At 58.2% G+C, this 22,417-nt stretch carries 19 protein-coding genes and 2 tRNA genes; 14 read left to right on the top strand and 7 right to left on the bottom strand.

Going from position 1 to position 22,417, the window contains the following annotated elements:
• The first annotated feature begins 13 nt into the window (after nt 1–13).
• Nucleotides 14–427, top strand: coding sequence for a helix-turn-helix domain-containing protein (locus HCK86_RS17625; protein ID WP_176085802.1), 414 nt, complete (start codon nt 14–16; stop codon nt 425–427).
• Between the two features lie 49 nt (nt 428–476).
• Here HCK86_RS17625 and purD read toward each other — a convergent pair whose 3' ends face one another.
• Nucleotides 477–1,757: a phosphoribosylamine--glycine ligase gene (gene purD / locus HCK86_RS17620; protein ID WP_176085801.1), complete on the bottom strand. Its 1,281-nt coding sequence runs from the start codon at nt 1,755–1,757 to the stop codon at nt 477–479.
• A 217-nt stretch (nt 1,758–1,974) separates the two neighbouring features.
• Between purD and HCK86_RS17615 the strand changes: the two genes are divergently transcribed.
• Nucleotides 1,975–4,281 (top strand): Tex family protein, encoded by a 2,307-nt coding sequence (locus HCK86_RS17615; protein WP_176085800.1) that lies wholly within the window; start codon nt 1,975–1,977, stop codon nt 4,279–4,281.
• Between the two features lie 55 nt (nt 4,282–4,336).
• Here the strand turns inward: HCK86_RS17615 and HCK86_RS17610 are convergent, their stop codons facing one another.
• The 3 genes from HCK86_RS17610 to HCK86_RS17600 all read right to left on the bottom strand — a co-directional run bounded on the left by HCK86_RS17610 (nt 4,337) and on the right by HCK86_RS17600 (nt 6,758).
• On the bottom strand, nt 4,337–5,239 hold the full coding sequence (locus HCK86_RS17610; protein ID WP_176085799.1) for a hypothetical protein: 903 nt from the start codon (nt 5,237–5,239) through the stop codon (nt 4,337–4,339).
• A gap of 180 nt (nt 5,240–5,419) precedes the next feature.
• Complete coding sequence (locus HCK86_RS17605) at nt 5,420–6,295, bottom strand: hypothetical protein (RefSeq protein WP_176085798.1); 876 nt, start codon at nt 6,293–6,295, stop codon at nt 5,420–5,422.
• Nucleotides 6,296–6,500: 205 nt separating this feature from the next.
• The gene (locus tag HCK86_RS17600) at nt 6,501–6,758 is read right to left on the bottom strand and encodes a hypothetical protein (protein ID WP_176085797.1); all 258 of its coding nucleotides are present in this window, start codon (nt 6,756–6,758) and stop codon (nt 6,501–6,503) included.
• Between the two features lie 252 nt (nt 6,759–7,010).
• Here HCK86_RS17600 and HCK86_RS17595 point away from each other — a divergent pair, with 252 nt between their 5' ends.
• Nucleotides 7,011–7,634, top strand: a complete 624-nt coding sequence (locus HCK86_RS17595) for a TetR/AcrR family transcriptional regulator (protein WP_176085796.1) — start codon at nt 7,011–7,013, stop codon at nt 7,632–7,634.
• 49 nt (nt 7,635–7,683) lie between these two features.
• Nucleotides 7,684–8,703, top strand: coding sequence for a ketol-acid reductoisomerase (gene ilvC, locus HCK86_RS17590; RefSeq protein ID WP_176085795.1), 1,020 nt, complete (start codon nt 7,684–7,686; stop codon nt 8,701–8,703).
• Between the two features lie 154 nt (nt 8,704–8,857).
• Here ilvC and HCK86_RS17585 read toward each other — a convergent pair whose 3' ends face one another.
• Entirely contained in the window at nt 8,858–9,616 is a 759-nt protein-coding gene (locus HCK86_RS17585) for a hypothetical protein (protein WP_176085794.1), read from the bottom strand.
• Nucleotides 9,617–9,924: 308 nt separating this feature from the next.
• Here HCK86_RS17585 and HCK86_RS17580 point away from each other — a divergent pair, with 308 nt between their 5' ends.
• From HCK86_RS17580 to cowN, 10 genes are all read left to right on the top strand, one after another.
• Nucleotides 9,925–11,151 (top strand): PLP-dependent aminotransferase family protein, encoded by a 1,227-nt coding sequence (locus HCK86_RS17580; RefSeq protein WP_176085793.1) that lies wholly within the window; start codon nt 9,925–9,927, stop codon nt 11,149–11,151.
• Between the two features lie 167 nt (nt 11,152–11,318).
• A complete protein-coding gene (locus HCK86_RS17575) occupies nt 11,319–12,074 on the top strand; it encodes an NUDIX hydrolase (protein WP_176085792.1) in 756 nt (251 codons plus the stop codon).
• A gap of 11 nt (nt 12,075–12,085) precedes the next feature.
• Nucleotides 12,086–13,003 (top strand): PhzF family phenazine biosynthesis protein, encoded by a 918-nt coding sequence (locus HCK86_RS17570; RefSeq protein WP_176085791.1) that lies wholly within the window; start codon nt 12,086–12,088, stop codon nt 13,001–13,003.
• 138 nt (nt 13,004–13,141) lie between these two features.
• Nucleotides 13,142–13,217 (top strand) — tRNA-Lys (locus HCK86_RS17565).
• A gap of 169 nt (nt 13,218–13,386) precedes the next feature.
• Nucleotides 13,387–13,462 (top strand) — tRNA-Lys (locus HCK86_RS17560).
• Nucleotides 13,463–13,579: 117 nt separating this feature from the next.
• Nucleotides 13,580–14,026 (top strand): MarR family transcriptional regulator, encoded by a 447-nt coding sequence (locus HCK86_RS17555; RefSeq protein WP_176085790.1) that lies wholly within the window; start codon nt 13,580–13,582, stop codon nt 14,024–14,026.
• Between the two features lie 138 nt (nt 14,027–14,164).
• Nucleotides 14,165–15,232: an AbrB family transcriptional regulator gene (locus tag HCK86_RS17550; RefSeq protein WP_176085789.1), complete on the top strand. Its 1,068-nt coding sequence runs from the start codon at nt 14,165–14,167 to the stop codon at nt 15,230–15,232.
• A gap of 155 nt (nt 15,233–15,387) precedes the next feature.
• Nucleotides 15,388–16,686: a caspase family protein gene (locus HCK86_RS17545; RefSeq protein WP_176085788.1), complete on the top strand. Its 1,299-nt coding sequence runs from the start codon at nt 15,388–15,390 to the stop codon at nt 16,684–16,686.
• Nucleotides 16,687–16,893: 207 nt separating this feature from the next.
• Entirely contained in the window at nt 16,894–17,553 is a 660-nt protein-coding gene (locus tag HCK86_RS17540; protein ID WP_176085787.1) for a Crp/Fnr family transcriptional regulator, read from the top strand.
• Between the two features lie 101 nt (nt 17,554–17,654).
• On the top strand, nt 17,655–17,933 hold the full coding sequence (gene cowN, locus HCK86_RS17535; protein ID WP_176085786.1) for a N(2)-fixation sustaining protein CowN: 279 nt from the start codon (nt 17,655–17,657) through the stop codon (nt 17,931–17,933).
• Nucleotides 17,934–17,984: 51 nt separating this feature from the next.
• Here the strand turns inward: cowN and HCK86_RS17530 are convergent, their stop codons facing one another.
• Nucleotides 17,985–18,872 (bottom strand): alpha/beta fold hydrolase, encoded by an 888-nt coding sequence (locus HCK86_RS17530; RefSeq protein WP_176085785.1) that lies wholly within the window; start codon nt 18,870–18,872, stop codon nt 17,985–17,987.
• Nucleotides 18,873–19,133: 261 nt separating this feature from the next.
• Nucleotides 19,134–22,217, bottom strand: coding sequence for a hypothetical protein (locus HCK86_RS17525; protein ID WP_176085784.1), 3,084 nt, complete (start codon nt 22,215–22,217; stop codon nt 19,134–19,136).
• Nucleotides 22,218–22,417 lie beyond the last annotated feature (200 nt).

Raw genomic sequence — 22,417 nt, 5'->3', positions numbered from 1 at the left:
GGGAACCGGAACCATGACCGATGCATCGCCGACCATCCGCCAGCGACTGACCGTCTCCATCAACAGCGGTGCGCTGGAAAACTGTCCGATGCGCGATGTGCTTGCACCGGTGTCGAGCAAATGGAGCTCGTTGCTGATCGTCGCGCTCAGCGAAGGGCCGATGCGGTTTTCGCAGCTGCGCCGTTTTGTACCGGATATTTCCCAGCGCATGCTCACCAAAACACTGAAGGATCTGGAGCGTGACGGCTATCTCAGCCGCAGCGTCTATCCAACCAAGCCGCCACGTGTCGACTATGCACTGACCGCGCTCGGCTGGTCCTATCTCGAGCCGCTGTCAGCGCTGATGGATTGGGCAGGACATCACCATGAAGCGGTGAGGGCGGCCCGGGAGCGCTTTGACTGCACCCCTGAAAGCGAAATCGCCTGACGCTTGGCGCCAGGCGATTTCATTCAGGTCCTGGTGAATCGGACCGGGCTCAGCCGGGTTCGCCCTGTTCACGGGCAACGGCGCGCCAGCCGATATCGCGACGGCAGAAGCCATCCTTCCAATCGATGTCCTCGATCATTTCATAGGCCGCTGTCTGCGCCTCGGTCACATTGTGGCCCAGTGCGGTGATGTTGAGAACGCGGCCGCCATTGGCAACAAGATTGCCGTCCCTGAATGCCGTGCCGGCATGGAAGGTGCGGCCCGTTGCGGTGTCATCGGGTAGGGCCGAAATGACGCTGCCCTTCTTGTAGGATCCCGGATAGCCGTTCGTTGCCATGACGACGGTCAGGGCTGTATCACTTGCCCATTCGGCTGAAACCGTGTCGAGGGTGCCGTTGCTCGATGCTTCCAGCAGATCCAGCAGATCGCTTTTCAGCCGCATCATCAGCACCTGGCACTCCGGATCACCGAAGCGGGCATTGTATTCGATAAGCTGCGGGCCGGTGTCGGTGATCATCAGTCCGGCATAAAGAACGCCCTGGAAGGGATGGCCGAGCTCAGCCATGCCGGCAATCGTCGGCTCGATGATTTCCGTCATCGTCCGCTCGATCATCGCCGCGCTCATCACCGGCGCGGGCGAATAGGCGCCCATGCCGCCGGTATTGGGGCCAAGATCGCCATCGCCGACGGCCTTGTGATCTTGTGCCGTGGCAAGGGCAAGCGCATGCTTGCCATCGGACAGGCAGAAGAAGCTCGCTTCCTCGCCGATCAGAAACTCCTCGATCACCACTTCCGCGCCGGCGGCGCCGAAGGTGCCGGAAAAGCAATCATTGATGGCGTCCAGCGCCTCCTTCTTGGTCTTGGCAACCGTGACGCCTTTGCCGGCGGCGAGACCATCGGCCTTGACCACGATCGGCGCTCCGATCTCCTCAAGATAGATCCGCGCGGCCTCGGCATCGGTGAACCGCCGATAGGCACCCGTCGGAATATTGAACCGGGCGCAGAGATCCTTGGTGAAGCCCTTGGATCCCTCCAGCTGTGCAGCCGCACGGCTCGGACCGAAGACCGCGATATTCTCTGCCTGCAGGTCATCGGCAAGACCGGCGACCAGAGGTGCCTCGGGGCCGACGACAACCAGATCAACCGCTTTCTCGCGGCAGAAGGCTATGATGGCGGCGTGATCATCAATATCGAGCGCGACGCAGGTCGCATGGCGGGCAATACCGGGATTTCCAGGGGCGGCGTAAAGCGTCTCAAGCCGCGGGGACTGAGCCAGTTTCCAGGCCAGCGCGTGCTCGCGCCCGCCCGAGCCGATCAGAAGGACATTCATCGTGATGCGTCTCCAGTGGTCCGTCTTGGCCGATGGGGTAAGCAGAGCCAGCGCAAAGGTCAAGCGCCAAAGCGGGGCGGGATGGTGGCAATATTGTGGATCGGCACTTTTTTCCGGTCACATGGCCATTGTTTCGTCAGGCCCTGCGACTAAATCTCGTCATTCATGGCGCATGATTCCGGCGCTGCCGGAGAATTCAGGAAGAGGGATGGCCGCAATGCCTGCTCAAAGCAAAGATCTCGCACATATCATCGCAGCGGAAGTGAATGCCCGGCCCGAGCAGGCTGCTGCAGCGATCGCGCTGCTGGATGAAGGTGCGACGGTTCCCTTCATTGCGCGCTACCGCAAGGAAGTGACTGGCGGTCTCGATGATGGTCAGCTGCGCCTTCTGGCCGAGCGGCTGACCTATCTGCGTGAATTGCAGGCGCGGCGCCACACCATTGTCGAGTCCATTACCGGTCAGGGCAAGATGACCGACGATCTGATGGGGCGGATCGAGGCCGCCGCCACCAAGGCGGAGCTGGAGGATCTTTACCTTCCCTATCGGCCGAAGCGCCGCACCCGCGCCCAGATTGCCCGCGAGAACGGATTGCAGCCGCTGGCCGATGCCCTGTTCGATAACCGGACCGCCGATCCCGAAGCGCTGGCCAAGGCCTATGTCAGCGAGACGGTAGCGGATATCCGCGCAGCGCTCGATGGAGCGCGCGACATTCTGTCAGAGCAGTTTTCCGAAGATGCAGCCCTTGTTGGCGCCTTGCGGCAATATATGCGCGACAATGCCGTCGTTTACGCCACGGTCGTTTCCGGCAAGGAAGAGGCAGGCGCCAAATTCTCCGATTACTTTGCCCACTCGGAGCGTTTTGCCACGGCGGCTGGCCACCGTATCCTCGCCATGCTGCGCGGCTGGAACGAGGAAGTGCTGACGATAGCCATCGAAGCCGATCGCGATGATCCCTCACCGGTGAAGCCGGCGCAGAAGATGATTGCCCGGCATTATGATATCGGCAGTCGCGGCCTTGCCGATGAATGGCTGATGGGCGTTGCTGGCTGGTCCTGGCGGGTGAAGCTGTCGACCTCGCTGTCACTTGATCTGATGCGGGAAATGCGCGAACGCGCCGAAGACGAGGCAATCCAGGTATTTGCCCGTAACCTGAAAGATCTGCTTCTGGCGGCTCCTGCCGGTTCGCGGGTGACGCTCGGTCTCGATCCGGGCATCCGCACCGGGGTGAAGGTCGCCTGCGTTGACGGGACCGGCAAGCTGCTGGACACCGCCACGATCTACCCGTTTCAGCCGAAGAACGACGTCATCGGCGCCCGGGCGGTGCTGAAGGCACTGATTGCGCGCCATAAGGTCGATCTCATCGCCATCGGCAATGGCACGGCAAGCCGCGAGACAGAGAAGCTGGTGATGGAGCTGATGCGGGAACTTCCCGAACCCAGACCGATGAAGGTGATCGTTTCGGAAGCCGGAGCATCGGTCTATTCGGCCTCGGAAACGGCAGCGAAGGAATTTCCGGAGTTGGACGTGTCCCTGCGTGGCGCGGTTTCGATCGCAAGGCGGCTGCAGGATCCGCTGGCCGAACTGGTGAAGATCGAACCGAAATCCATCGGCGTCGGTCAGTACCAGCATGATGTCGATCAGATGAAGCTGTCACGCTCGCTTGACGGCGTCGTCGAGGATGCGGTGAACGGTGTCGGTGTCGATCTCAACACCGCGTCGGCCCCGCTCTTGGCCCGCGTCTCCGGCCTTGGTGCATCGCTGGCCGAAGCGATTGTCGTGCACCGCGATGTCAACGGCGCGTTCAAGAGCCGCAAGGAGCTTTTGAAAGTGTCGCGGCTTGGTCCGCGCGCTTTTGAGCAATGCGCCGGCTTCCTGCGTATCCGTGATGGCGCCGAGCCGCTCGATGCGTCCTCGGTTCACCCCGAAGCCTATGGCGTCGCCAAGAAGATCATTGCGGCCTGCGGGCGCGATCTGCGGGCGCTGATGGGCGACAGCGGCACGCTGAAGGGCCTCGATCCGCGCCAGTTTGTCGATGAGCGTTTCGGCCTGCCGACGGTGCGCGACATTCTCGTCGAGCTCGAAAAGCCCGGCCGGGATCCGCGTCCGGAATTCAAGACTGCCAGCTTTGCCGAAGGCATTGACGAGATCTCGGATCTCAAGCCCGGCATGATGCTGGAAGGCACGGTGACCAATGTCGCCGCCTTTGGCGCTTTCGTCGATATCGGTGTGCATCAGGACGGGTTGGTTCACGTCTCCGCGCTGGCGGATCGTTTCGTCAAGGATCCGCATGAGGTGGTCAAGGCCGGCGATGTGGTCAAGGTGCGAGTGCTTGATGTTGATGTGAAACGCAAGCGTATCGCCCTGTCGATGAAGAAGAATGATGATGCCGCCGCGTCTGGACCGCGCGGCCCGCGGCCGGACGGCGGCAACCGCAATCGCAACAACAATGGCGGCCGCCGGCAGGAGACGGGCGGGCAGGGTGCTTTCGGTGCGGCCCTGGCTGCGGCGATGCGCAAGAAGTGAGTTTGTCCCAGATGCCGACGGCCGGTAACGCGCCGTCGGAGGACCCGTGCGCCGGTCAGTCTGCCGTCTGGCTCTGGCAGAGATTGTCGCGATTGCCGATCTGCCTGAGGGCGATCCGGTAGGTGGCGCTGATGATGGTGACGACAAAGAGAAACAGCAAGGCGTCGAATGCATATTGAAGCGCGGGCATCAGCGCTTTCAGCTGTGCGGCCAGTATTGAGGGAACGCCGTGCCGCTCCAGACTGTCAGTCAGTCTGAAAGCCAGAACCGCCCCATGGTGGAAAAGTGGCTCTGACGCCTGAAAGAGGACGATCAGAACCAGCCCGCTCATGGCCATGGGCAGGCCGAAACCGCGTCCGAAATGGCAATACCAGGCATGAAGATCCTTCATGCGCAGATTGAGCAGATAGGATATCTGCCGATCCGTCGCGATGGCTGGCAGAATGAGTGCGAGCCTGAGGCCGAGCGGTGCAATCACCAGACAGAGCACCACGCCCAGCGCCTCAAACAGCGCCGGATACCAACCGCTCAGTTGATCCGCGACGGTCAGCCCATCGACAAATTTCATGGCGCTGGTTCGTCCAAGATCAAATGCGAGGCCTAACGAATAGATCGCGAGCAGGACAAGCCAGTAGATGAATTCGCGCATCCCGAAATGCAGGCCGGTCCAGCCGGGTCTTTCGTTGCGCAGCAGGCAACGGTGCAAGGCAACGGCTGCAGAGGCTGCCAGCAGCAGATGGACAAAGGGAAAGAGCCTGAAGAGGATCGCGAAGAATTCGGGGTGGCTTCTGAATATGCCCGCCAGCGTGCCGTTTTCCATCACCATGACCAGCAATGCATATTCCAGCAGGCCGAGAGCGGCAAAGGGCCATAGCAGCACGATCATCGACATCATGTTGGCCGTAACCATGCGGCCGGTATCCCTGAAAACCAGCTTCAGCCGCGTTGCAGACGTCATGAGCCCGATGTCCCCTTTTTCAAACAGACGGGCCAGATACAATCAGAGATGGAAGAGTTCAAATATAATCAGATCAGAAAACAGGGGTCGGCATCGCAACGGATGCAAAAGACGGCCGGAACTGCCCGGCCGTCTCGTCACGCGGTTGTGTCGTGCTTTCAGGCAAGGCTCAGCGACGCCTCATGCCGGGACGGGAGCACCAGTCTCATCGGACGCCGGCTGCGCCTCGTTCGTCTCGCTCTGCTTGAGCGCGATGCGATAGCCGACCGTGATCAGGGTCGCTTCGGCCAGCGGGAAATAGACGTTGGTGACAACCATGGGGAGCGCGGCGATGAGTTTGATGACAGGGACCACAAACGTGATAGGGCCCATGAGCGTGGCAATAAGTGAGAGCACGAAGGCTACAAGGCCGAGAAACATGCTTATCAGCAAGCCCACCAGAAACAGCCCCAAGAAAGCAACGGCCATTGGCAATCCAAGTCCTGCCCCCATGCGGCGCGCTGCCTTGAAGGCAATCGGCCTGTCCAGCGCTACCGCAGGAAGAGCAAGAGCAAAACGCGCCAGGTTCGGTGCAGTCGCGAAATAGGCTATCGCGAGGCCGATCAATGCGAAAATCGGAGCCAAGATCAAACCACCCTGCGCGCCGAGACTTGTTATGAAAACAAGAAACAGACCAGCGGGAATGATGAGAAGCAGACTGATGAGCCAGAAAAGGAAGCAGGCGAGAATATATCGCCACTGCCGCGCGCCCAGTCGATAGCTGAACCATCCGGGCTGCTCATCCAGCAGGATCAAGCGGTGCCAGCCAATCAGAAATGACGGGATTACGACAAAACCAACGATCGTACCGAACGGAAACAGGAATAGTATTATCGTTCTAGCCGATGATGACATTGAGTTGAGTTCAGTCAAAGAAATGTCAGTTGGAAAAAACATCTGAGTAACGATGACAAGTGCCAGTATCGGCCAGAGAAGCCGAAACCCAGATTTGATATTCGCAAATAGAAGCGAAAAACTCTCTTCCCAGACAAGTCTGAGACCTAAACGAAATTCCATGATTGATATGCCCCACCTCGGTTTCAAGTTCGATTGACTTTGAAAGGTTACGGATTTGTAATCATTGCTTCAATGAAGGGCATTTTCGTCAGATTTACGGCTGACGATCTGTCTGCAGATGGATCCGAAACAGAAAATGGCCGGGCTAGGCCCGGCCATTTTCAAGTTTCATTGCCGGCCGTTTTGCGCCAGCAAGGCGATGTTCCTATTTGCTTCCGGCAAATCGGCCCATATGGTGGAGATTGCCATCGGGGGCGACCATATAGATATCGGTATAGGACTTGCCGTTGCGGTCCTGGCCGTCCTGATGCACGACCGAACCGATGACAGCGTCTTCCGGCGCATTCACGCCCGGAATCTGGTCATCCAGATTGAGTTGAACCGGCTGCAGCGCAAAAGCGGGAGAAGCCAGAAGCGGCAAAACGGTCGCCAGCATGGCGACCTTCTTCATTGTGTTCTTCATGATGACACCTAAACGAATCATCCGTTTCTTAATCGGTTGATCAATATCTGGGCTTTCGCCGTTCGTTTTTCAAGTGATTTGACGTTTACGCAGTGTTCGCCATCCGCGGTCGGGTCTCACAGGACGCTGATATCGGCTTCATTTTCGTCATCCCAATGCCATTCTGCGCATGAATTCCGTCTTGACCTCGGCAGAATTTTCCGGCAAAAGACCGGTACCGTACCGTACAGTACCAATTACGGAGAATATGCCTTGATTGATGATCGTCATGCAGATCAGCGTTTCACCCCGCGACAGCAGGCCGTGCTGGAGCAGGCGTTGCATCTGCTTGTCGAAGGTGGCGAAAAGGCAGTGACGACGGCGGGCATAGCCCGGGCTGCCAGCTGCTCCAAGGAAAGTCTCTATAAATGGTTTGGTGATCGCGAAGGCCTGCTTTCGGCGATGATCGCCTATCAGGCGAGCAAGGTCCGCACATTTGAAAGTGCCGGCCACCGGCTGTCGGCCACCGAGCTGAAGGATCATCTGCGTGCATTCGCCGTCGATCTGCTGGCGGTTCTGGCCGGCGACGTATCGCTCGCGCTGAACCGGCTGGCAATCGGCCGGGCAGGGCGCGATGGCGTGAAGCTTGGCCCCATGCTTTTGACACGCGGACGTGCTCAGATCGACCAGCGTGCACGCGCGCTTCTTGAAGATGGCCGCCGCTCGGGACTTCTGGTCTTTGATGACGGTGATGACGCCTATCGCGTCTTTTACGGCCTGATTGTCGGCGACTGGCATGTGCGCATGCTGCTTGGCGACCGGTTGGAGCCGAGGGATTTTGCAGACCGTGCCAGCAAGGCGGTGGATCGCTTCTGGGCACTTTTCGCAACGGAATGACCGTATTTCGCGGTTTTTGAGATAACGACAGGCAAGGGAAGGAAATAACATGCGTGTCTATTATGATCAGGACGCTGATATCAATCTCGTCAACGGCCGCAAGGTCGCCATCATCGGTTACGGTTCGCAGGGCCGCGCCCATGCACTGAACCTCAAGGACAGTGGCGCCAACAATGTCGCCATCGCGCTGCGTCCGGGTTCGGCCACGGCCAAGAAGGCCGAAGCCGATGGTTTTGAAGTCAAGACCGTGGCTGAAGCTGCCGCATGGGCCGATCTGATGATGATGGCAACGCCGGACGAGCTCCAGGGCGCCATCTACAAGGACGAAATCGCTCCCTATATCCGTGACGGTGCTGCGATTGCCTTCGCCCACGGCCTCAATGTTCACTTCGGCCTGATCGAGCCGAAGGCAACGGTCGATGTCATCATGATCGCACCGAAGGGCCCCGGCCATACGGTTCGCGGCGAATATCAGCGCGGCGGCGGCGTCCCCTGCCTGGTTGCCGTTCATCAGGATGCTTCCGGCAATGCGCTTGACGTTGCACTGTCCTACGCGTCCGGCGTTGGCGGCGGCCGCGCCGGCATCATCGAGACGACCTTCAAGGAAGAATGCGAAACCGACCTGTTCGGTGAGCAGGCTGTCCTCTGTGGCGGTCTGGTCGAACTGATCCGCGCTGGCTTCGAAACCCTGGTTGAAGGCGGTTATGCGCCGGAGATGGCCTATTTCGAATGCCTGCACGAAGTCAAGCTGATCGTGGACCTGATCTATGAAGGCGGTATCGCCAACATGAACTACTCGATCTCCAACACGGCCGAGTGGGGCGAATATGTCACCGGTCCGCGCATCATCACGGAAGAAACCAAGGCCGAGATGAAGCGCGTTCTGAAAGACATTCAGACCGGCAAGTTCACCTCCGAGTGGATGCAGGAATGGCATTCGGGTGCTGCCCGTTTCAAGGGTATCCGCCGCAACAATGATGCGCATCAGATCGAAGAAGTCGGTGAAAAGCTGCGCGGCATGATGCCATGGATCAAGAAGGGTGCGCTGGTCGACAAGACCCGCAACTGATCCTGAGCGACCTTTGGGTCGGTCATCTGGGGCCGGGCGGTCAACGCCCGGTCCTTCTTCATTGCCCATTGCGCGCTGGGGCGATAATGGCGGGAAGGTCAATCCTGCCGAAGCTTGCAGTGGCAATGTCCGGCAAACGAATGATCCCCCGGCGCTAAAGCTTGCGAAATGCAGAGGACAGCGCCGATGGATCAAAATCCGTCGCCGGACTGAAGCCCAGTAGTTTGTCAGGCTTCACCCACGCATCCAAAACAAAGGCATTGATGAAACATGCGGCGCGTTCGGAACCCGCCGCCTTGCATGACGACGTGCCCGTATTCGGAAACGTCAGGGTGATTTTTCCGATCGCCGCCGTCTTAAGGGTGAAGCGACCATTTGCGACGGCAGATTTGTCGTAGGTCAGGGTTTCCCTTGATGCCAGAACCGGATCAACAAGAAGAACGAGCTTGTATCGCGGCCCGCTCCGCAGATCATCAACATGCCAGAGCCGGTAGCCATCTTCGCCCAATGCCGTATAGGCGTCTTTCATGGCTGTATAGATCTTGTTGTTGTTGACCCGGATCGCGTCTTCAACAGTGTAGGAAATATTCCTGCTGACCGCCCCGGAAATATCCGCCTCGACAGCCGGATTGATGCCCGGAGACTGGCCGCCGAGCGCCACACTGTAGCCCCGGACACTGCTCGCCCGATAAGATGCCGGTGCAGCAAGGGGCTCGGAGCCCAGACTGGCAATGGTGTGAAGATCCACCAATTTATTGTCTTCACTGTCCCACAGGAAAATCTTTCCGGGCGCAAGCCCGCCGGAATTTCTGTAACCCAGATTGGTTTGAGCATAATTGAGATCAACAATGGCAGATTTCGAGCATCCTGCCAGAAAAAACAGTAGAAGTGATGCAAATGCTAATTTATTCATTTTCATCTCCTGAATAAATCTCACAAAGAATTGATACCATACATAATTTTCAGACTGAATAAGCCTGATCCCACAATTTGATCTGTCTTTTATGCTGGTGCGGCAGCCGTCGAAAGCGCGCCGCCCTTACCCCATGCAGCTGGCCGTGCTTTCCTGAAAATTTCGGGGGAGGCGCATATGGCGACGCAAAATTACCGACAGGGAAGAGAAAGTTCATTTTTATTGCCAAAAATTAGGTCAGCATTATTGACTTAATGAAGGCCATGTGGTTTTTAGGCGCTACTTAAAAAAGACTTGAGGAAACGCCCATGCTTGACTGGGAAAAAATCTACGCGTCGCGCGCCAAACGGATGGGTGCGTCGGAAATCCGTGAACTGCTGAAACTCCTCGAGCAGCCTGATATCATTTCGTTTGCCGGCGGGATTCCTGATCCTGCGCTGTTCCCGGCCGATGCCTTTCAGGCTGCCTATTCCGACATTCTGTCGGGGCCGGAAGCCGGTGCGGCACTTCAGTATTCGATCAGTGAAGGTTATCCGCGCCTTCGTGAGTGGATCGTCAAGCGCATGCAGGCGCGCGGCATCGAATGCACGATCGACAACATCTTCATCACATCAGGCTCGCAGCAGGGGCTCGATTACCTCGGCAAGATGTTCCTGTCGCCGGGCGATACCGCGCTGGTGACCTGGCCGACCTATCTCGGCGCACTGCAGGCGTTCAACGCCTATGAACCGCGCTACGAGAAGCTCGACATCAAGGGCAACACGACGCCGCAGGCCTATGCAGCCGATGCACAGATGAACGGCTCGAAGATCAAATTTGCCTATCTTTCGGCAGATTTCGCCAATCCGACCGGCGAATCCCTGACGCTTGAGGAGCGTGAACGGCTTCTCGATCTGGCCGAAGAGCTGGATGTTGCCGTTATCGAGGACGCCGCCTATCGTGCTCTGCGCTATGACGGAGAACGGCAGAAGACGCTTCTGACGCTTGATTGCGAACGCAGCGGTGGTATTGAAAACACCCGGACGCTCTATTGTGGCAGCTTCTCCAAAACGCTGTCTCCGGGACTTCGCGTTGGCTGGGTCTGTGCCGCAAAGCCGATCATCCGCCGGCTGGTTCTGGCCAAGCAGGCCGCTGATCTGCATTCGCCGACCATCAACCAGATGGCGATTGCCCGCGTTGCCGAAAGCTATTTCAATGCCCAGGCGGAAAAGATCGGCAAGGTCTACAAGGAGCGGCGCGATGCCATGCTCGCCTCGCTTGCCAGGCATATGCCCGCCGGCGTCACATGGACCCGTCCGGAGGGCGGCATGTTCGTCTGGATCACCCTGCCGGAGACCATGGATGCGGCCGCATTGCTGCAGCTGTCATTGAAGACAGCCAAGGTGGCCTTCGTCCCGGGACAGGCCTTCTATGCCGACGGAACGGGCGCCAACCACATGCGTCTGAGCTTCTCCTGCGCCGAACCGGCGATGATTGACGAGGGGATCGGCCGGCTTGGCTCGCTGCTGAGCAACCAGCTTTCAGCGGCAGCCTGATCCTTTTCAGCATTGTCACAATCAAGAAACCCGCCGCATTGCCGGCGGGTTTTTGTCTATCTGTCAGATGGCGGACGGCCAATGGTGCCGTCGGCCTTGTTTGCGGCGGCGCAACGTGGTTCTCTCGCGCCGGACCGTGATTTGGCCGGCAGGCAGGGGAGAACAAGATGAGCGCTTCAGCAAAATTCCGTTTTGACGACTGGCCCGAAGAGGGCGTGGCTTTTGCGCTTTCGGGGCTGGAAATTGTGGTTGATCCGGGCGAAAGCCCGGTGCTTGCGGCCAACCGTGCCGCGGTGGACGCCAACTGGCAGCAGGAGACAGCAGCCAATCCGCATCTCTTCAACGGTTCATTGTTGACACTGCATGCGGCCAGCCTTGAGGCCGGACAGATTGTCGCGCGGGCTTATGTCATTCCCTATGCCTATCATCTCTGGTGGCGCCGGCAGCAACCGCGTCCTGCAAGCTTTCATTCCTTCGCCATGGCAATGATGATTTCGGCAGATGGTGACATCATCGCCATTCGCATGAGCCAGACCACGGCCAATCCGGGCAAGGTCTACTGCGCCTCTGGCTCGCTCGAACCAGACGATATTATCGCTGGCAGGGTTGATATCGAGGCCAATATGCGGCGTGAAGTCAGCGAGGAAACCGGGCTTGATCTCGCCGATTTCGAAACCGGCAATACGCTCTTTTGCGCCCGCGAAGATTCATGCCTGATGTTTTACCGTTTCTTCCGCACATCGCTTTCGACTGCAGCGGTGATGGCGAAGATCCGGGCGCACATGCAGGTGGACAAGGAAAAGGAAATTGACGACGTTATTGCGATCAACCGCGACAACCGGTTCTCCTTTAATTATTCTCATTCGATGCCACCCGCGCTTGCGCTGTATTTCGATCAAAAGACGACCGGACTACCGGATTAGGAGGAAGCCTCATGGCGCTGGATTTTGCGATATACGACGTTTTTACGGATCATTCCCTTGCCGGCAACCCGCTCGCGGTGGTCTTTGATGCCGATGCCCTGTCCGATGACGCCATGGCGGCCATAGCCCGGCAGTTCAATCTTTCCGAGACAATCTTTTTCAAGGCCAGCGAAAACCGTTCGCAGACCGCGACAGCGCGGATCTTTACCCCAGGCGGTGAACTGCCCTTTGCCGGCCACCCGACTGTTGGCGGAGCAATTGCTCTTGCCGAGCGTAACCGGGAAGGCGATGCCGCTGTCGACATGGTCTCGGTACTGGCCGAAAAGGTCGGACCGGTCCGATGTGCGGTGAAGCTGCGGCCCGGCAAGACAAGTTTTGCTGAGTTCGATCTGCCACAGCTCTCCCGCCAGGCCCGTGAGACGCTCGATCGGGCCAAACTCGCCGAAATGCTCGGACTCGAGCCAGCCATGATCGGCTTTGAGAATCATGTGCCGACACTCTGGTCCGCAGGTGTGCCCTTCATCTGTATCCCCGTCACGAATCTGCGGACGATGGAAGCCATTGACTTCGATACGCGTGTCTGGCGCTCGATCGCGCCGCTTGTGGATGGCCGCCTTGCATCGCCCTATATCTATACGCGCGGCGGCGTCCGGCATGATTCGAGCTTTCACGCCCGCATGTTCAGCGGCGATATGGGGATTGCCGAAGATCCCGCCACAGGCTCGGCTGCGGCGGCTTTTTCCGGTGCCATTCATCATTTCGACCAGTTGGGCGATGGACACCATGCGGTGCTGATCGAGCAGGGCGTGGAAATGGGGCGCCCGTCCTATATCCATCTTCATATCGATGTCGAATCGGGCGCCATTTCGGGCGCGAGGATTGGCGGTTTCGCCGCTTGCACGATGCGCGGGACCTTTCTGGCCGCATGATCTTTCGGTTCCGGCGGATGAATCGCGCCGGTGTGAAAGGGCCCGAACAGAAAACGTGTAAAAAAACGCTCGCAGGTGCTTGCCAAGACCGATAATCCTCTTTATACGGCCTCTCAACGACACGACAGTGTTGTTTCCGGGTGATTAGCTCAGTTGGTAGAGCAGCTGACTCTTAATCAGCGGGTCCACGGTTCGAGCCCGTGATCACCCACCAATTTCTCTTGTATATCAAGAATTTGAAGAACGACGCCTGGCGTCGTTTTTTCGTTTCTGCACCGGACTAAAATAGTCCCGACTTTTTTCATTTTCCGTGTGCATGGGTGCTTGCCGAATCGGCGAATCATCTTTATAGCCGCGGTCAACGACACGACAGTGTCGCTTCCGGGTGATTAGCTCAGTTGGTAGAGCAGCTGACTCTTAATCAGCGGGTCCACGGTTCGAGCCCGTGATCACCCACCATCTCTTTCTCGTTCGTTCTCCATGCCCCGTAGCTGGCGCACAGCGCACAAGCGCGGTTTGCTATTGCCAAAACAAAATGTTCAGCTAAACTGATCATCTTAGCTGAAGAGTTCTTCCATGCTTTCCGACAATGAAACCGAGCGCGACGACGATCCTGCGCATCTTGCAATGGCGCTTCAGGCTGCCATGCGCCAGATCCGCAGGCGGCTGCGTGACGAGGTTGACCGGGGCGGGCTGACGCCATCTCAAATCAGTGTGATCGTTCGGCTGGACCGTGATGGTGCGGCAACGATGAGTGCGCTTGCGCGTGCGGAAGGGGTCACGGCGCAGTCCATGAGTGCCGTTGTCGCAAAGCTTGGCGAGCAGGGCTATCTGGAGCGTCGCCCCGATCCGACCGACGGCCGCAGCCAGCTTCTGACACTCTCGCAAAAGGCCGTGTCCTGGCTGGGGCAAGACCGTGCCCGCCGTGAGAGCTGGCTTGCCACGGTGCTGGCGGAGCGTTTCTCCGAGGCGGAGCGGGATCACCTTGCCGATGCCATCCGGCTGCTTGATCGGATCACTTGAATGCCAGCGACACTATCTGGAGACAGCTCATGATCATCGCATTGTCCGGCCGGCGACGAAGCATTGCGGCCGCATTGGAATGGGGAGGAGAGGGCGCCGCGCCCGGTATGCGGCTTGTTGCGATGAAGGTGAGCACGCATGTCTGAGGATCAGAATTCGACCACACGAAACGTTGCGATCTGGGCCGGGCTGATTGCCACGTCACTTGTATTGATTGTCGGTCTCGAATGGGTCGGTCTGCCGGCTGCGCTTCTTCTTGGACCGATGATCGCAGCGATCTGCTTTTCGTTTTTCGGCAACAGAATTTCGGTTTCGCGCCTTCCCTTCAACCTGGCGCAAGGGGTCGTCGGCTGCCTGATCGCGCGGACGATGACCTTGCCGATCGTCACGGAGATCAGCAAGGAATGGCCGATCTTCATCGGCGGTGTCCTCTCTGTCGTGTTTGCCGCCATTCTGCTTGGCTGGGTGCTGGCAAAGCTGCAGGTCTTGCCGGGAACGACGGCGATCTGGGGATCCTTTCCGGGCGCCGCAACGGTGATGACGCTGATGTCTGCCTCCTTCGGCGCTGACATGCGTCTCGTCGCCTTCATGCAGTATACCCGTGTCGTGATCGTCACCATCGTTGCAGCGACGGTGGCCACCATCTGGGCGGCGAGCAGCGGGGCACCGGCGGTCGCAACCGTTTCATGGCTGGTGCAGCCGGACTGGCAGGCGCTTGGTGCAACGCTGGCCATGGTCGTTGTCGGCGTGGCGATCGGCCGTGTCTCGAACATCCCCGCCGGCCCGATGATCGTTCCGGTGATCCTGGGTTCGGCACTGAACATTGCCGGCCTCATCACCATAGAATTGCCGCAGCTGCTTCTGGCACTGTCCTATGCACTTGTCGGCTGGGGGATCGGTTCGCGCTTTGATCGCGACGTGATCCGTCACGCTGGCAAGGCATTGCCACGGGTTCTGCTGTCGATCGTCTGCCTCGTTCTCATCTGTGCCGGTTTTGCCAGCCTTCTCGTCGTCTTTGCCGGCGTTGATCCACTGACGGCCTATCTGGCCACCAGCCCCGGCGGCGCCGATGCCGTTGCCATCATTTCCGCCACCACCCATGTCGATGTCGCCTTCGTCATGTCGATGCAGATCGCCCGTTTCTTCTTCGTCATGGCACTGGGGCCGATGCTGGCACGGTTCGTGGCGAACCGGACGTCACTCTAGCGCGCCCTATCTTATTGAATCGACGCATCGTTCTCTTCGAAAATCGATTCAGACTTTCGAAAAGAACGATGCGCTGGACGCGCATTTTCACAATTGATCGCTTTCCGGGGCTGTGCCATGCTGCCGCTTAAGGTGGTCATGGGGAATGCGACGGAATGACGGCCAGAGCTCTGCGTGCCGGTTTCGCCGGATTTGTCTTGTTTCTCCTGTCATGGACCTGCGTGCAGGCCAGCCAGCGCATTGCTCTGGTGATCGGCAATTCCGGCTATTCAAACGTACCCTTTCTTCCCAATGCGGCGCAGGATGCCCGTGACGTGGCCGAGGCGCTGCGGCAACTGGGCTTCGACGTCTTTGATGGCTATGATCTGAACCGGGTCGACATGCTGCAGCTGACGTCGCGCATGTCGGATGCCCTGCAGCCGGATGCCGTTGCGCTGTTCTACTTTTCCGGTCATGGCATTCAGATCGGTGCTGAAAATTTCGTTCTGCCCGTTGATGCCCGTGGCGATGACGAGGTGCGTCTGAAAGCCTCCTCGGTCAGTCTCCAGACCATTCTGCGTGAGATGGAGATGCGGGCCGACCGCAACATCGTTATCCTCGATGCTTGCCGCAACAACCCGTTTCTCGTCGGTCTGAAAGCACGTTCTGTTGGCGGTGCGAGCCGGGGGCTGGCACGCATCGATGCCGGAGTCGGCTCCTATATCGCATTCTCGACGCAACCCGGAAACGTTGCGCTCGACGGCAATGGCCGCAACAGCCCTTTCACCGAAGCGCTGCTGACGCATCTTTCCGAGCCCGACGACGATCTCCATGCGATGATGCGCAAGGTTCGCTCCGATGTGGTGTCTGCGACCGACGGAAGTCAGGTTCCCTGGGAAAACTCGTCGCTGATCGAAGAGATTTTTCTCGGCAGTGACGATGGGCGCGCTGCCGGCGAGAAAGCCGCTCAGTCGCTTGTCGCCGCAATGCCGCAGCTCAAGCCCGCCACGGTTCCGCCGGCGCCGGCCACACGGGATTTTTCCTGGCGCGTCACGGGGCTTGATCCCGGTGGCGACGGGTTTCTCGCACTTCGTTCCGGTGCTGCGTCGAACGCGTCCATGATTGGCAAGCTCTCGGAAGGCACCGCGCTTGCCGTGCTTGGTGTGGACGGCGCCTGGATCCATGTCGCAACGGAAGCGGGGCAGGAGGGGTGGGCCCATTCCAACTGGATCCGGCAGGCCAACCGCTCGACCGCGCCGGCGGCGGCAGAGGATCAGTGCCAGTCACTGTGGCTTGCGCGAAACACGCTGTTTGACAAATACGGCTATTGCTTTACCAGCGCACGCGGCAAGGCCGCCTTTTCAAACGCCGACTGCATTGCCGGGGTGACTGCAGCCAATGCACCGCTGACCGTCGCAGAGCGAGCCGAGGTTGCCCGGATCGCAGCCTTGGAAAAGTCGTTTGGCTGCCACTAGCGCACCGGCTCGAAAATCGGAATCGCTTTTCGAAAGAAACGATGCGTAGACTCAATAAGATAGAGCGCGGGGGGGCATGCAAGGCACCGGTTGCGCGATGATGCGTCTGCCGGTGCATGTCTGTCTGTTGCCCGTATGCTCCGGTTGTGAAACTATTGCACTCTGTTCCCGTCTTCGCGCTCTTTGGCGCCAGCTCAGGCATTTTTGATGCGGACCACGACCCAACATCCCTCGCTTGCCGCGTTTATCGACGGCGAAGAAGGGGCCGAATTGCGCAGGCTGTTCACCGAACAGCATTTCACTGCGGGAATGCTGCTACCGGATGACAGGGAGGATCGGATCCTGATCGTGCGTCAGGGTCGGTTGCGGCTCTATCTGGCGAATGAGGATCGTGAGCTCAGTCTCGGCTATCTCTTGCCCGGCGATGTCTTCAGTACCCATACACGGGCGCAGTTGAGCGCCCAGGAAGACAGTGCGGTGCTGATCGCGCCGCGCCAAGTGGTCGAACGGCAGTTCGCCCACTACCCGCTGCTGCAGGAGGCCATTCTTCGGGTGCTCGCGGCAACGCTGGCCAAGACGATGACAATCATCGAGGATCTGGCCTTTCATCCGGTTCGCGGGCGCTTTGCCCGCTACCTCATCCGTCTCGGTTCAACTCAGACCAGCCAGCTTGCTGCCGGCACGACCGTCAAGCTTGATCTTAGCATGGAGCAGATCGCCACGCTGATCGGCACGACCCGGCAGACGGCGTCAACGGAATTGAATGCCATGCTGCGCGACGGCGCGATCGCGCGTCAGGGACGAAATGCACTGGTCATTCTTCAGCCCGAGAGGTTGCGCCGCTGGGCGGGCGAAGCCGAGATCTGACAGTCATTAATTGGTGCGATGCAACATTTACTGTCGGCCAGCTGACAGACGACGGCACTGACTTGACCTATCATCCCGTCAACGGACAGGAGCAAGACGAGATGAGCGAATCCAACTACGACCGCTATGTCAGCTTCAAAGGGGCTGACTGGGAGAACCGCAGTGCCGCGATCATGGCGAAGCTTGAAGCCCACAGGGCGCGTGAGACGAGCCCGTTCTGGCCCTATTTCTTCCAGCAGCGCGACAAGGCCCTGTCACAGGGGTTCGACGACCTCAGGGTGCTGCATAACTACGTGTCAACGCTGCGCGAGTTGCTCGAGACGCTGCAGGACGATGATACGCTTGCCATGCTGGAAGCACTTGAAGAGAGCTGCATGTGAGATGCCCGGCTGACGCCCTTCGGACGCCAGCCGGCACGGTATCATGATGTCTTACTTCGACGCTTCGGCGATGAAATCACCGGTCGTGGTGATCAGGCTGTCGACCATGCCGACACCTTCATAGGAATTGAAGCTGTGATCCATCGGCTGCACCCAGAGCTGTTCGGGGCCGTCATGCGCATCGAGAATCATCTCACCAGTCTCAGGCTGCGGGAAAACGATCGGGTCGTTGGTGCCAACGGCGACGAATAGCGGACCGTTGTAATTTGTCAGATCGACCAGCGGATCGACTTCGAACAGGCTTCTGAAGAATGGCCCTTTCAGCGTCACCTCCGCCCCCCAGGGGAGCTTGTAGGCAATGGCCTCATCACCGGATGCCAGCCCCTTATTGACGGCCTCTGCGCCGAACAGGGAATAGATCGTCGCAGCCATGTTGACGGCAGGGGCCCAGAGCGAAACGCTCGTCAGCGGCACCTCGGACAGACCGGCAATCGATGCCGCGACAGCGCCGCCACGGCTCCAGCCGACGACAGAGATCTTGGCCGGATCGATATCGGTGCGGTCCGACAGGAAATCCAGTGCCGCCAGCGCATCGGCGATTTCCACCTGCATGGTTGTATCGGCATAGGAACCATCGCTGTCGCCGCTGCCCATGAAATCGATCCGAAGGCTGGCAAGGCCCTTCTCCGCCCACAGGCGTGCCGCCCGCTGGTAAATCCCTTCGCTGACCGCGGGGATTTCAAGTTCGTCGCGGCTGCCGGTGAAACCATGTAGCAGCAGCACGACCGGCGGCGCCTCAGCGCCATCGGGGACATTCAGGGTTCCGACGACAGTCTGGCCGTCGACATCGAAGGAAACAGTCTGCTCGGCTGCAGCCGCTGACGTGGCCAGGCCGATCAGGGCCAGCGCTGAGCAAAGGAGTGGTGTGAAAATCCGCATTGTTTTCCCCTCACAGAAAACGGCGCTCGAAGCGCCTCAATGTTAGATAATATGGGAATTTCCTGACAGGCTGATCTGAGATGTCCGCGACCGAAATGTCAATGGTGAGTTAGCTATCATTTACATACTTGAAATGCGGTTCGCGCAGGCGTTGAGACCGGTCAATGCGGCGATCTGCCAGGGCGACAAAGACGGCGCCCTGGCGGATGCGATCCCGTTCCAGTCTTCCAGAAACCGGACGGTGAGGGGAATAAGGCCGGATCAGCGCTCCGAGCGGGGCCCACAATGCAGATAGGCCAGCGCTGTGGGAAAATCGGCCTCGGTTTCAAGTCGCGCGTTAAGGTCATCAGCGGACGACGATGGTACCGTGTCGAGGTCCTCTCGGATTTTCGTCAGAACAGCATCCTTTATCCGCTCCCAGACGCCTTGGGTCAGATAGTTGTCATTCTCTCTGATCGCCTGATCCACGTCAGGATCCGTGGCACTCAGTTCCGCAACATGTTGCCGGATGACAAAATGCAGTCTGTCCCTGACGACCTGCGGGGTCAGCGCAGTCGTATCGATGCCGGCGATCACAGAAATCATTTTCTCGGAGATTTTGTTGAAGGCACCGCCAGAACAACTACTTCTCGCTGCTTCGCCATCATCCTCGGGTGGCTCATTTTCGCTGAGATTGTAAGCTCTGGCAATTTCGTAAAGTGCATTGGCGATCGCATCGAGACCATCGTCTTGCGTTACGTCTTTTTCACGACTGGCCTCATCAGTGACGGCTAGCCAGAACAAGCCGAGGAAGTCTTGCACGCTTGTGCCGGATGCCTGATCGACATGCGCAAAATGGGAAATCTGCACCGCGTATGAAGCAGATTCTGCTTTTGCGTCGGCTTCAGATTTGAGGCGCGCGGCCTTCTCTGCCGCCTTTTCTGCCTTTTCCACCAGGGCCTGGTTTTCGGGGTCTGCAGCGCGTTCCGCTTCAGCGTTTCTTGCTTCCAGTGCTGCGCTTTTCGCGGCAGTCCGCGCACGCTTCGCTATCTGTTCTGCTGCGCTGGACGCCTGTACCGCGTCGGCCAGTGATATCGATTTAGCCTCGACCAAGGCGTGTTCTACCGGGACGAGCCACTTCTGAGCGACCTGTCGCCGATATCCTTGATTGGCGTGGCGAAATGGATCGATGGCTGCTCCGGTAATATCGAGACGTTTGATGTCCTTGCATAGCCCATTGAACGCCTGCTCCAGATCACGTCCACTGAACCTGGACTTGAGCAAGCTGGCATTGGTTGATGCACGATCGTGGACCTCTCCTCTGTGTGTATTCTGCGGATCAAATCTCTCGGAAACAAGTCCCAGTTCGGTCGCAACAGCCATGATCTTGTCGCGAACAAGATCCTCTTCATGGTTCATGTTACGTTCCAGGGCGCCCTTCAGGCCCGGCGCTCTCCTCAAATTTGCATGCGTTTCAGGAAAGCTTGCAATGTTCGCCAGTGCCATGGATGCTTTGCCGTGCACACCCTGATAAGCTGCATTCGGATCTGTCATCGGCGTGTCGGGAAGATCAAGAGTGGCCACCAGAGCATTCAGCACCTTCGGATTTGCTGATAACCTTTGGGCACTTTGAGGATCGCTCGCCAGACTTCCCAGTGCGCCAAGTCCGGCTATCCGGATGCTTGCTTTCTCCTCAGGGGCGGTCAGACTCAAAATGTCAGTTAATATATCCGGATTTGCTTCGATTCTCGCGCGAAAAGCAGCATTCGTCGTTAGCGAACGTGCCATGTATGCGCCATTCTCCCGGAGATCTTTCCCGCCATCACTAAGTACCTCGTGCAAGACCCTCTCTATGGCTCCATTTTCTATGGCTTTGTCTATATTAACTGACCTTCGAATTGGATTTAGCAGAGCGAAAAACACATCTGTCCGAACGGAATAATCCTTGTTGTTCAGTTGCTCCTGCAACACATCCAAAAAATCTGGTTGGCTTGAAAGGAGAAGGTCACTGACATCTTTGTTCAGCATGAGAAATCGGATTGTCCTCGCGGCACTTATCTGCGTCGGGGTGCCTTCGCTGCCATGCAATTCAAGACAAACCTGCAGAGCCTTCATTAACTCCGTATTCTCCGCCAGTGGTTTCACGTTCTCACGAGCGAACGCCAGCCGCTTCAGCAAGTCAGCCGCATCCACCCGATCGAAACGCGACGCATTACCGAGCCCATCTGTTATTGCGCTCACCAGCCGGTCGTTCTCCCGCATCAGGATACAATTACGGGGACCGGAAGCCAATTTTGCGAGCAGTCTGAAAGCGGATCCAGCCAAATAATCCGATTCACCGTCTTTCGTCTGCGAGGCGTCGAGCACAGCATTGACGAGTGCTTGAGTGCGTTCCGGGGAAAGTTTCTCTCCCACATGCGATGACAAAGAGTACATTACGTTCTGGATGTTATTTCGCACCTTTGCATCGGGCTCGCCCTTTGCAGAAATATGCGCAATCAGACCGTCAAGAAGGTCAGGATTTTCTGTGAAGAAACGGCGATTACCTTCCAGGGCTGCCAATGCTTCCAGCATCCTCGACGAACGGGCGCGCACATCAGCCGACTCCGCCCCGTCCTGGCGGTTGAGCTGGGCTACCAAGGCAGGCAAGAATGCGCTATTTTTCAGCAAGGGTGTCTTGTTAAGACTGTCATATACCAAATTCTCCAAACAACCGGTCAATGCCGATCGAACCGACATCTCGCTCTCGTTCTGGAGGCGCTCGACGAGCGCATTCACGACGACTGGATCCCGAACCAAGACGACTGAATCTTTGGTCTCGCGCGTCAGCTTGGCCAAAGCAACAAGAATCGCTTCTCGAGATTCGGCGTCATCACATAAATCATTCGCGTTGAGCACATTTGTCAGGTTGTGGACCAGTTCCGGGCTGTCTTCGACGGAAAAACGCTCGATCTTGGGTTTCACCAGCCCGTGTCGTTGCGCCAATAGCCCTTTCAGTGCATCGAGCGCCGGCTTGCGGACGCCGGGATCCCCTGCGCCGAGATCCCGTGCCACGGCCGATAAAACAATGGGACGTGGTTGCCCCAGGCCGCTCACTTCAGAAAAAACCGAGTTCGGGCTTATTTTTGCCGGAGGAGAATCAGGAGCCACCAGCTCAATGCGGACTTGTTGTCTTCGGCGCCGAACGGGGCGCGGCACTGAACGTGTCGCTTCAGCGGCAGACGAACTGCCATCTGCAGCGTGGGAAGTCGAACTCAAAGTTGAGGGTGCGGGCGGCAAAGGCATGGCGCTTACTTTCGAATTGTGAATACGTTGATTTCCACGACGCGCGGCGACTTTGACCGCAAAAGGATCACGGTCGCGCATCTAAACGTCTGCCTCGACGGCGATGAGATCCCGGCAACGCCAATTCTTACAGGCGTGCGGGCCGGGCGATTTCACGAATTAATCGGCACTGCTGCCCTGAATCGTGATCGCTCCCCCCGAAGCCCTCACAAGCCAGCATGGCTCCGAATATCAGTTGTCCTGCCGCTGTGTTCGCATTGATGTGCCGTAATTTGAAATCA

Source organism: Martelella sp. HB161492 (assembly GCF_013184775.1).
GTDB lineage: Bacteria > Pseudomonadota > Alphaproteobacteria > Rhizobiales > Rhizobiaceae > Martelella.
The sequence above is the reverse complement of the archived record's forward strand: the minus strand, read 5'-3'. Positions and strand labels throughout refer to the sequence as shown.

What these genes read in the sequence shown, in the direction of transcription:
- HCK86_RS17625 (WP_176085802.1), top strand. Translation starts at nt 14, where the DNA reads ATGACCGATGCATCGCCGACCATCCGCCAGCGACTGACCGTCTCCATC.
- purD (WP_176085801.1), bottom strand. Translation starts at nt 1,757, where the DNA reads ATGAATGTCCTTCTGATCGGCTCGGGCGGGCGCGAGCACGCGCTGGCC.
- HCK86_RS17615 (WP_176085800.1), top strand. Translation starts at nt 1,975, where the DNA reads ATGCCTGCTCAAAGCAAAGATCTCGCACATATCATCGCAGCGGAAGTG.
- HCK86_RS17610 (WP_176085799.1), bottom strand. Translation starts at nt 5,239, where the DNA reads ATGACGTCTGCAACGCGGCTGAAGCTGGTTTTCAGGGATACCGGCCGC.
- HCK86_RS17605 (WP_176085798.1), bottom strand. Translation starts at nt 6,295, where the DNA reads ATGGAATTTCGTTTAGGTCTCAGACTTGTCTGGGAAGAGAGTTTTTCG.
- HCK86_RS17600 (WP_176085797.1), bottom strand. Translation starts at nt 6,758, where the DNA reads ATGAAGAACACAATGAAGAAGGTCGCCATGCTGGCGACCGTTTTGCCG.
- ilvC (WP_176085795.1), top strand. Translation starts at nt 7,684, where the DNA reads ATGCGTGTCTATTATGATCAGGACGCTGATATCAATCTCGTCAACGGC.
- HCK86_RS17585 (WP_176085794.1), bottom strand. Translation starts at nt 9,616, where the DNA reads ATGAATAAATTAGCATTTGCATCACTTCTACTGTTTTTTCTGGCAGGA.
- HCK86_RS17580 (WP_176085793.1), top strand. Translation starts at nt 9,925, where the DNA reads ATGCTTGACTGGGAAAAAATCTACGCGTCGCGCGCCAAACGGATGGGT.
- HCK86_RS17575 (WP_176085792.1), top strand. Translation starts at nt 11,319, where the DNA reads ATGAGCGCTTCAGCAAAATTCCGTTTTGACGACTGGCCCGAAGAGGGC.
- HCK86_RS17570 (WP_176085791.1), top strand. Translation starts at nt 12,086, where the DNA reads ATGGCGCTGGATTTTGCGATATACGACGTTTTTACGGATCATTCCCTT.
- HCK86_RS17555 (WP_176085790.1), top strand. Translation starts at nt 13,580, where the DNA reads ATGCTTTCCGACAATGAAACCGAGCGCGACGACGATCCTGCGCATCTT.
- HCK86_RS17550 (WP_176085789.1), top strand. Translation starts at nt 14,165, where the DNA reads ATGTCTGAGGATCAGAATTCGACCACACGAAACGTTGCGATCTGGGCC.
- HCK86_RS17545 (WP_176085788.1), top strand. Translation starts at nt 15,388, where the DNA reads ATGACGGCCAGAGCTCTGCGTGCCGGTTTCGCCGGATTTGTCTTGTTT.
- HCK86_RS17540 (WP_176085787.1), top strand. Translation starts at nt 16,894, where the DNA reads ATGCGGACCACGACCCAACATCCCTCGCTTGCCGCGTTTATCGACGGC.
- cowN (WP_176085786.1), top strand. Translation starts at nt 17,655, where the DNA reads ATGAGCGAATCCAACTACGACCGCTATGTCAGCTTCAAAGGGGCTGAC.
- HCK86_RS17530 (WP_176085785.1), bottom strand. Translation starts at nt 18,872, where the DNA reads ATGCGGATTTTCACACCACTCCTTTGCTCAGCGCTGGCCCTGATCGGC.
- HCK86_RS17525 (WP_176085784.1), bottom strand. Translation starts at nt 22,217, where the DNA reads ATGCGCGACCGTGATCCTTTTGCGGTCAAAGTCGCCGCGCGTCGTGGA.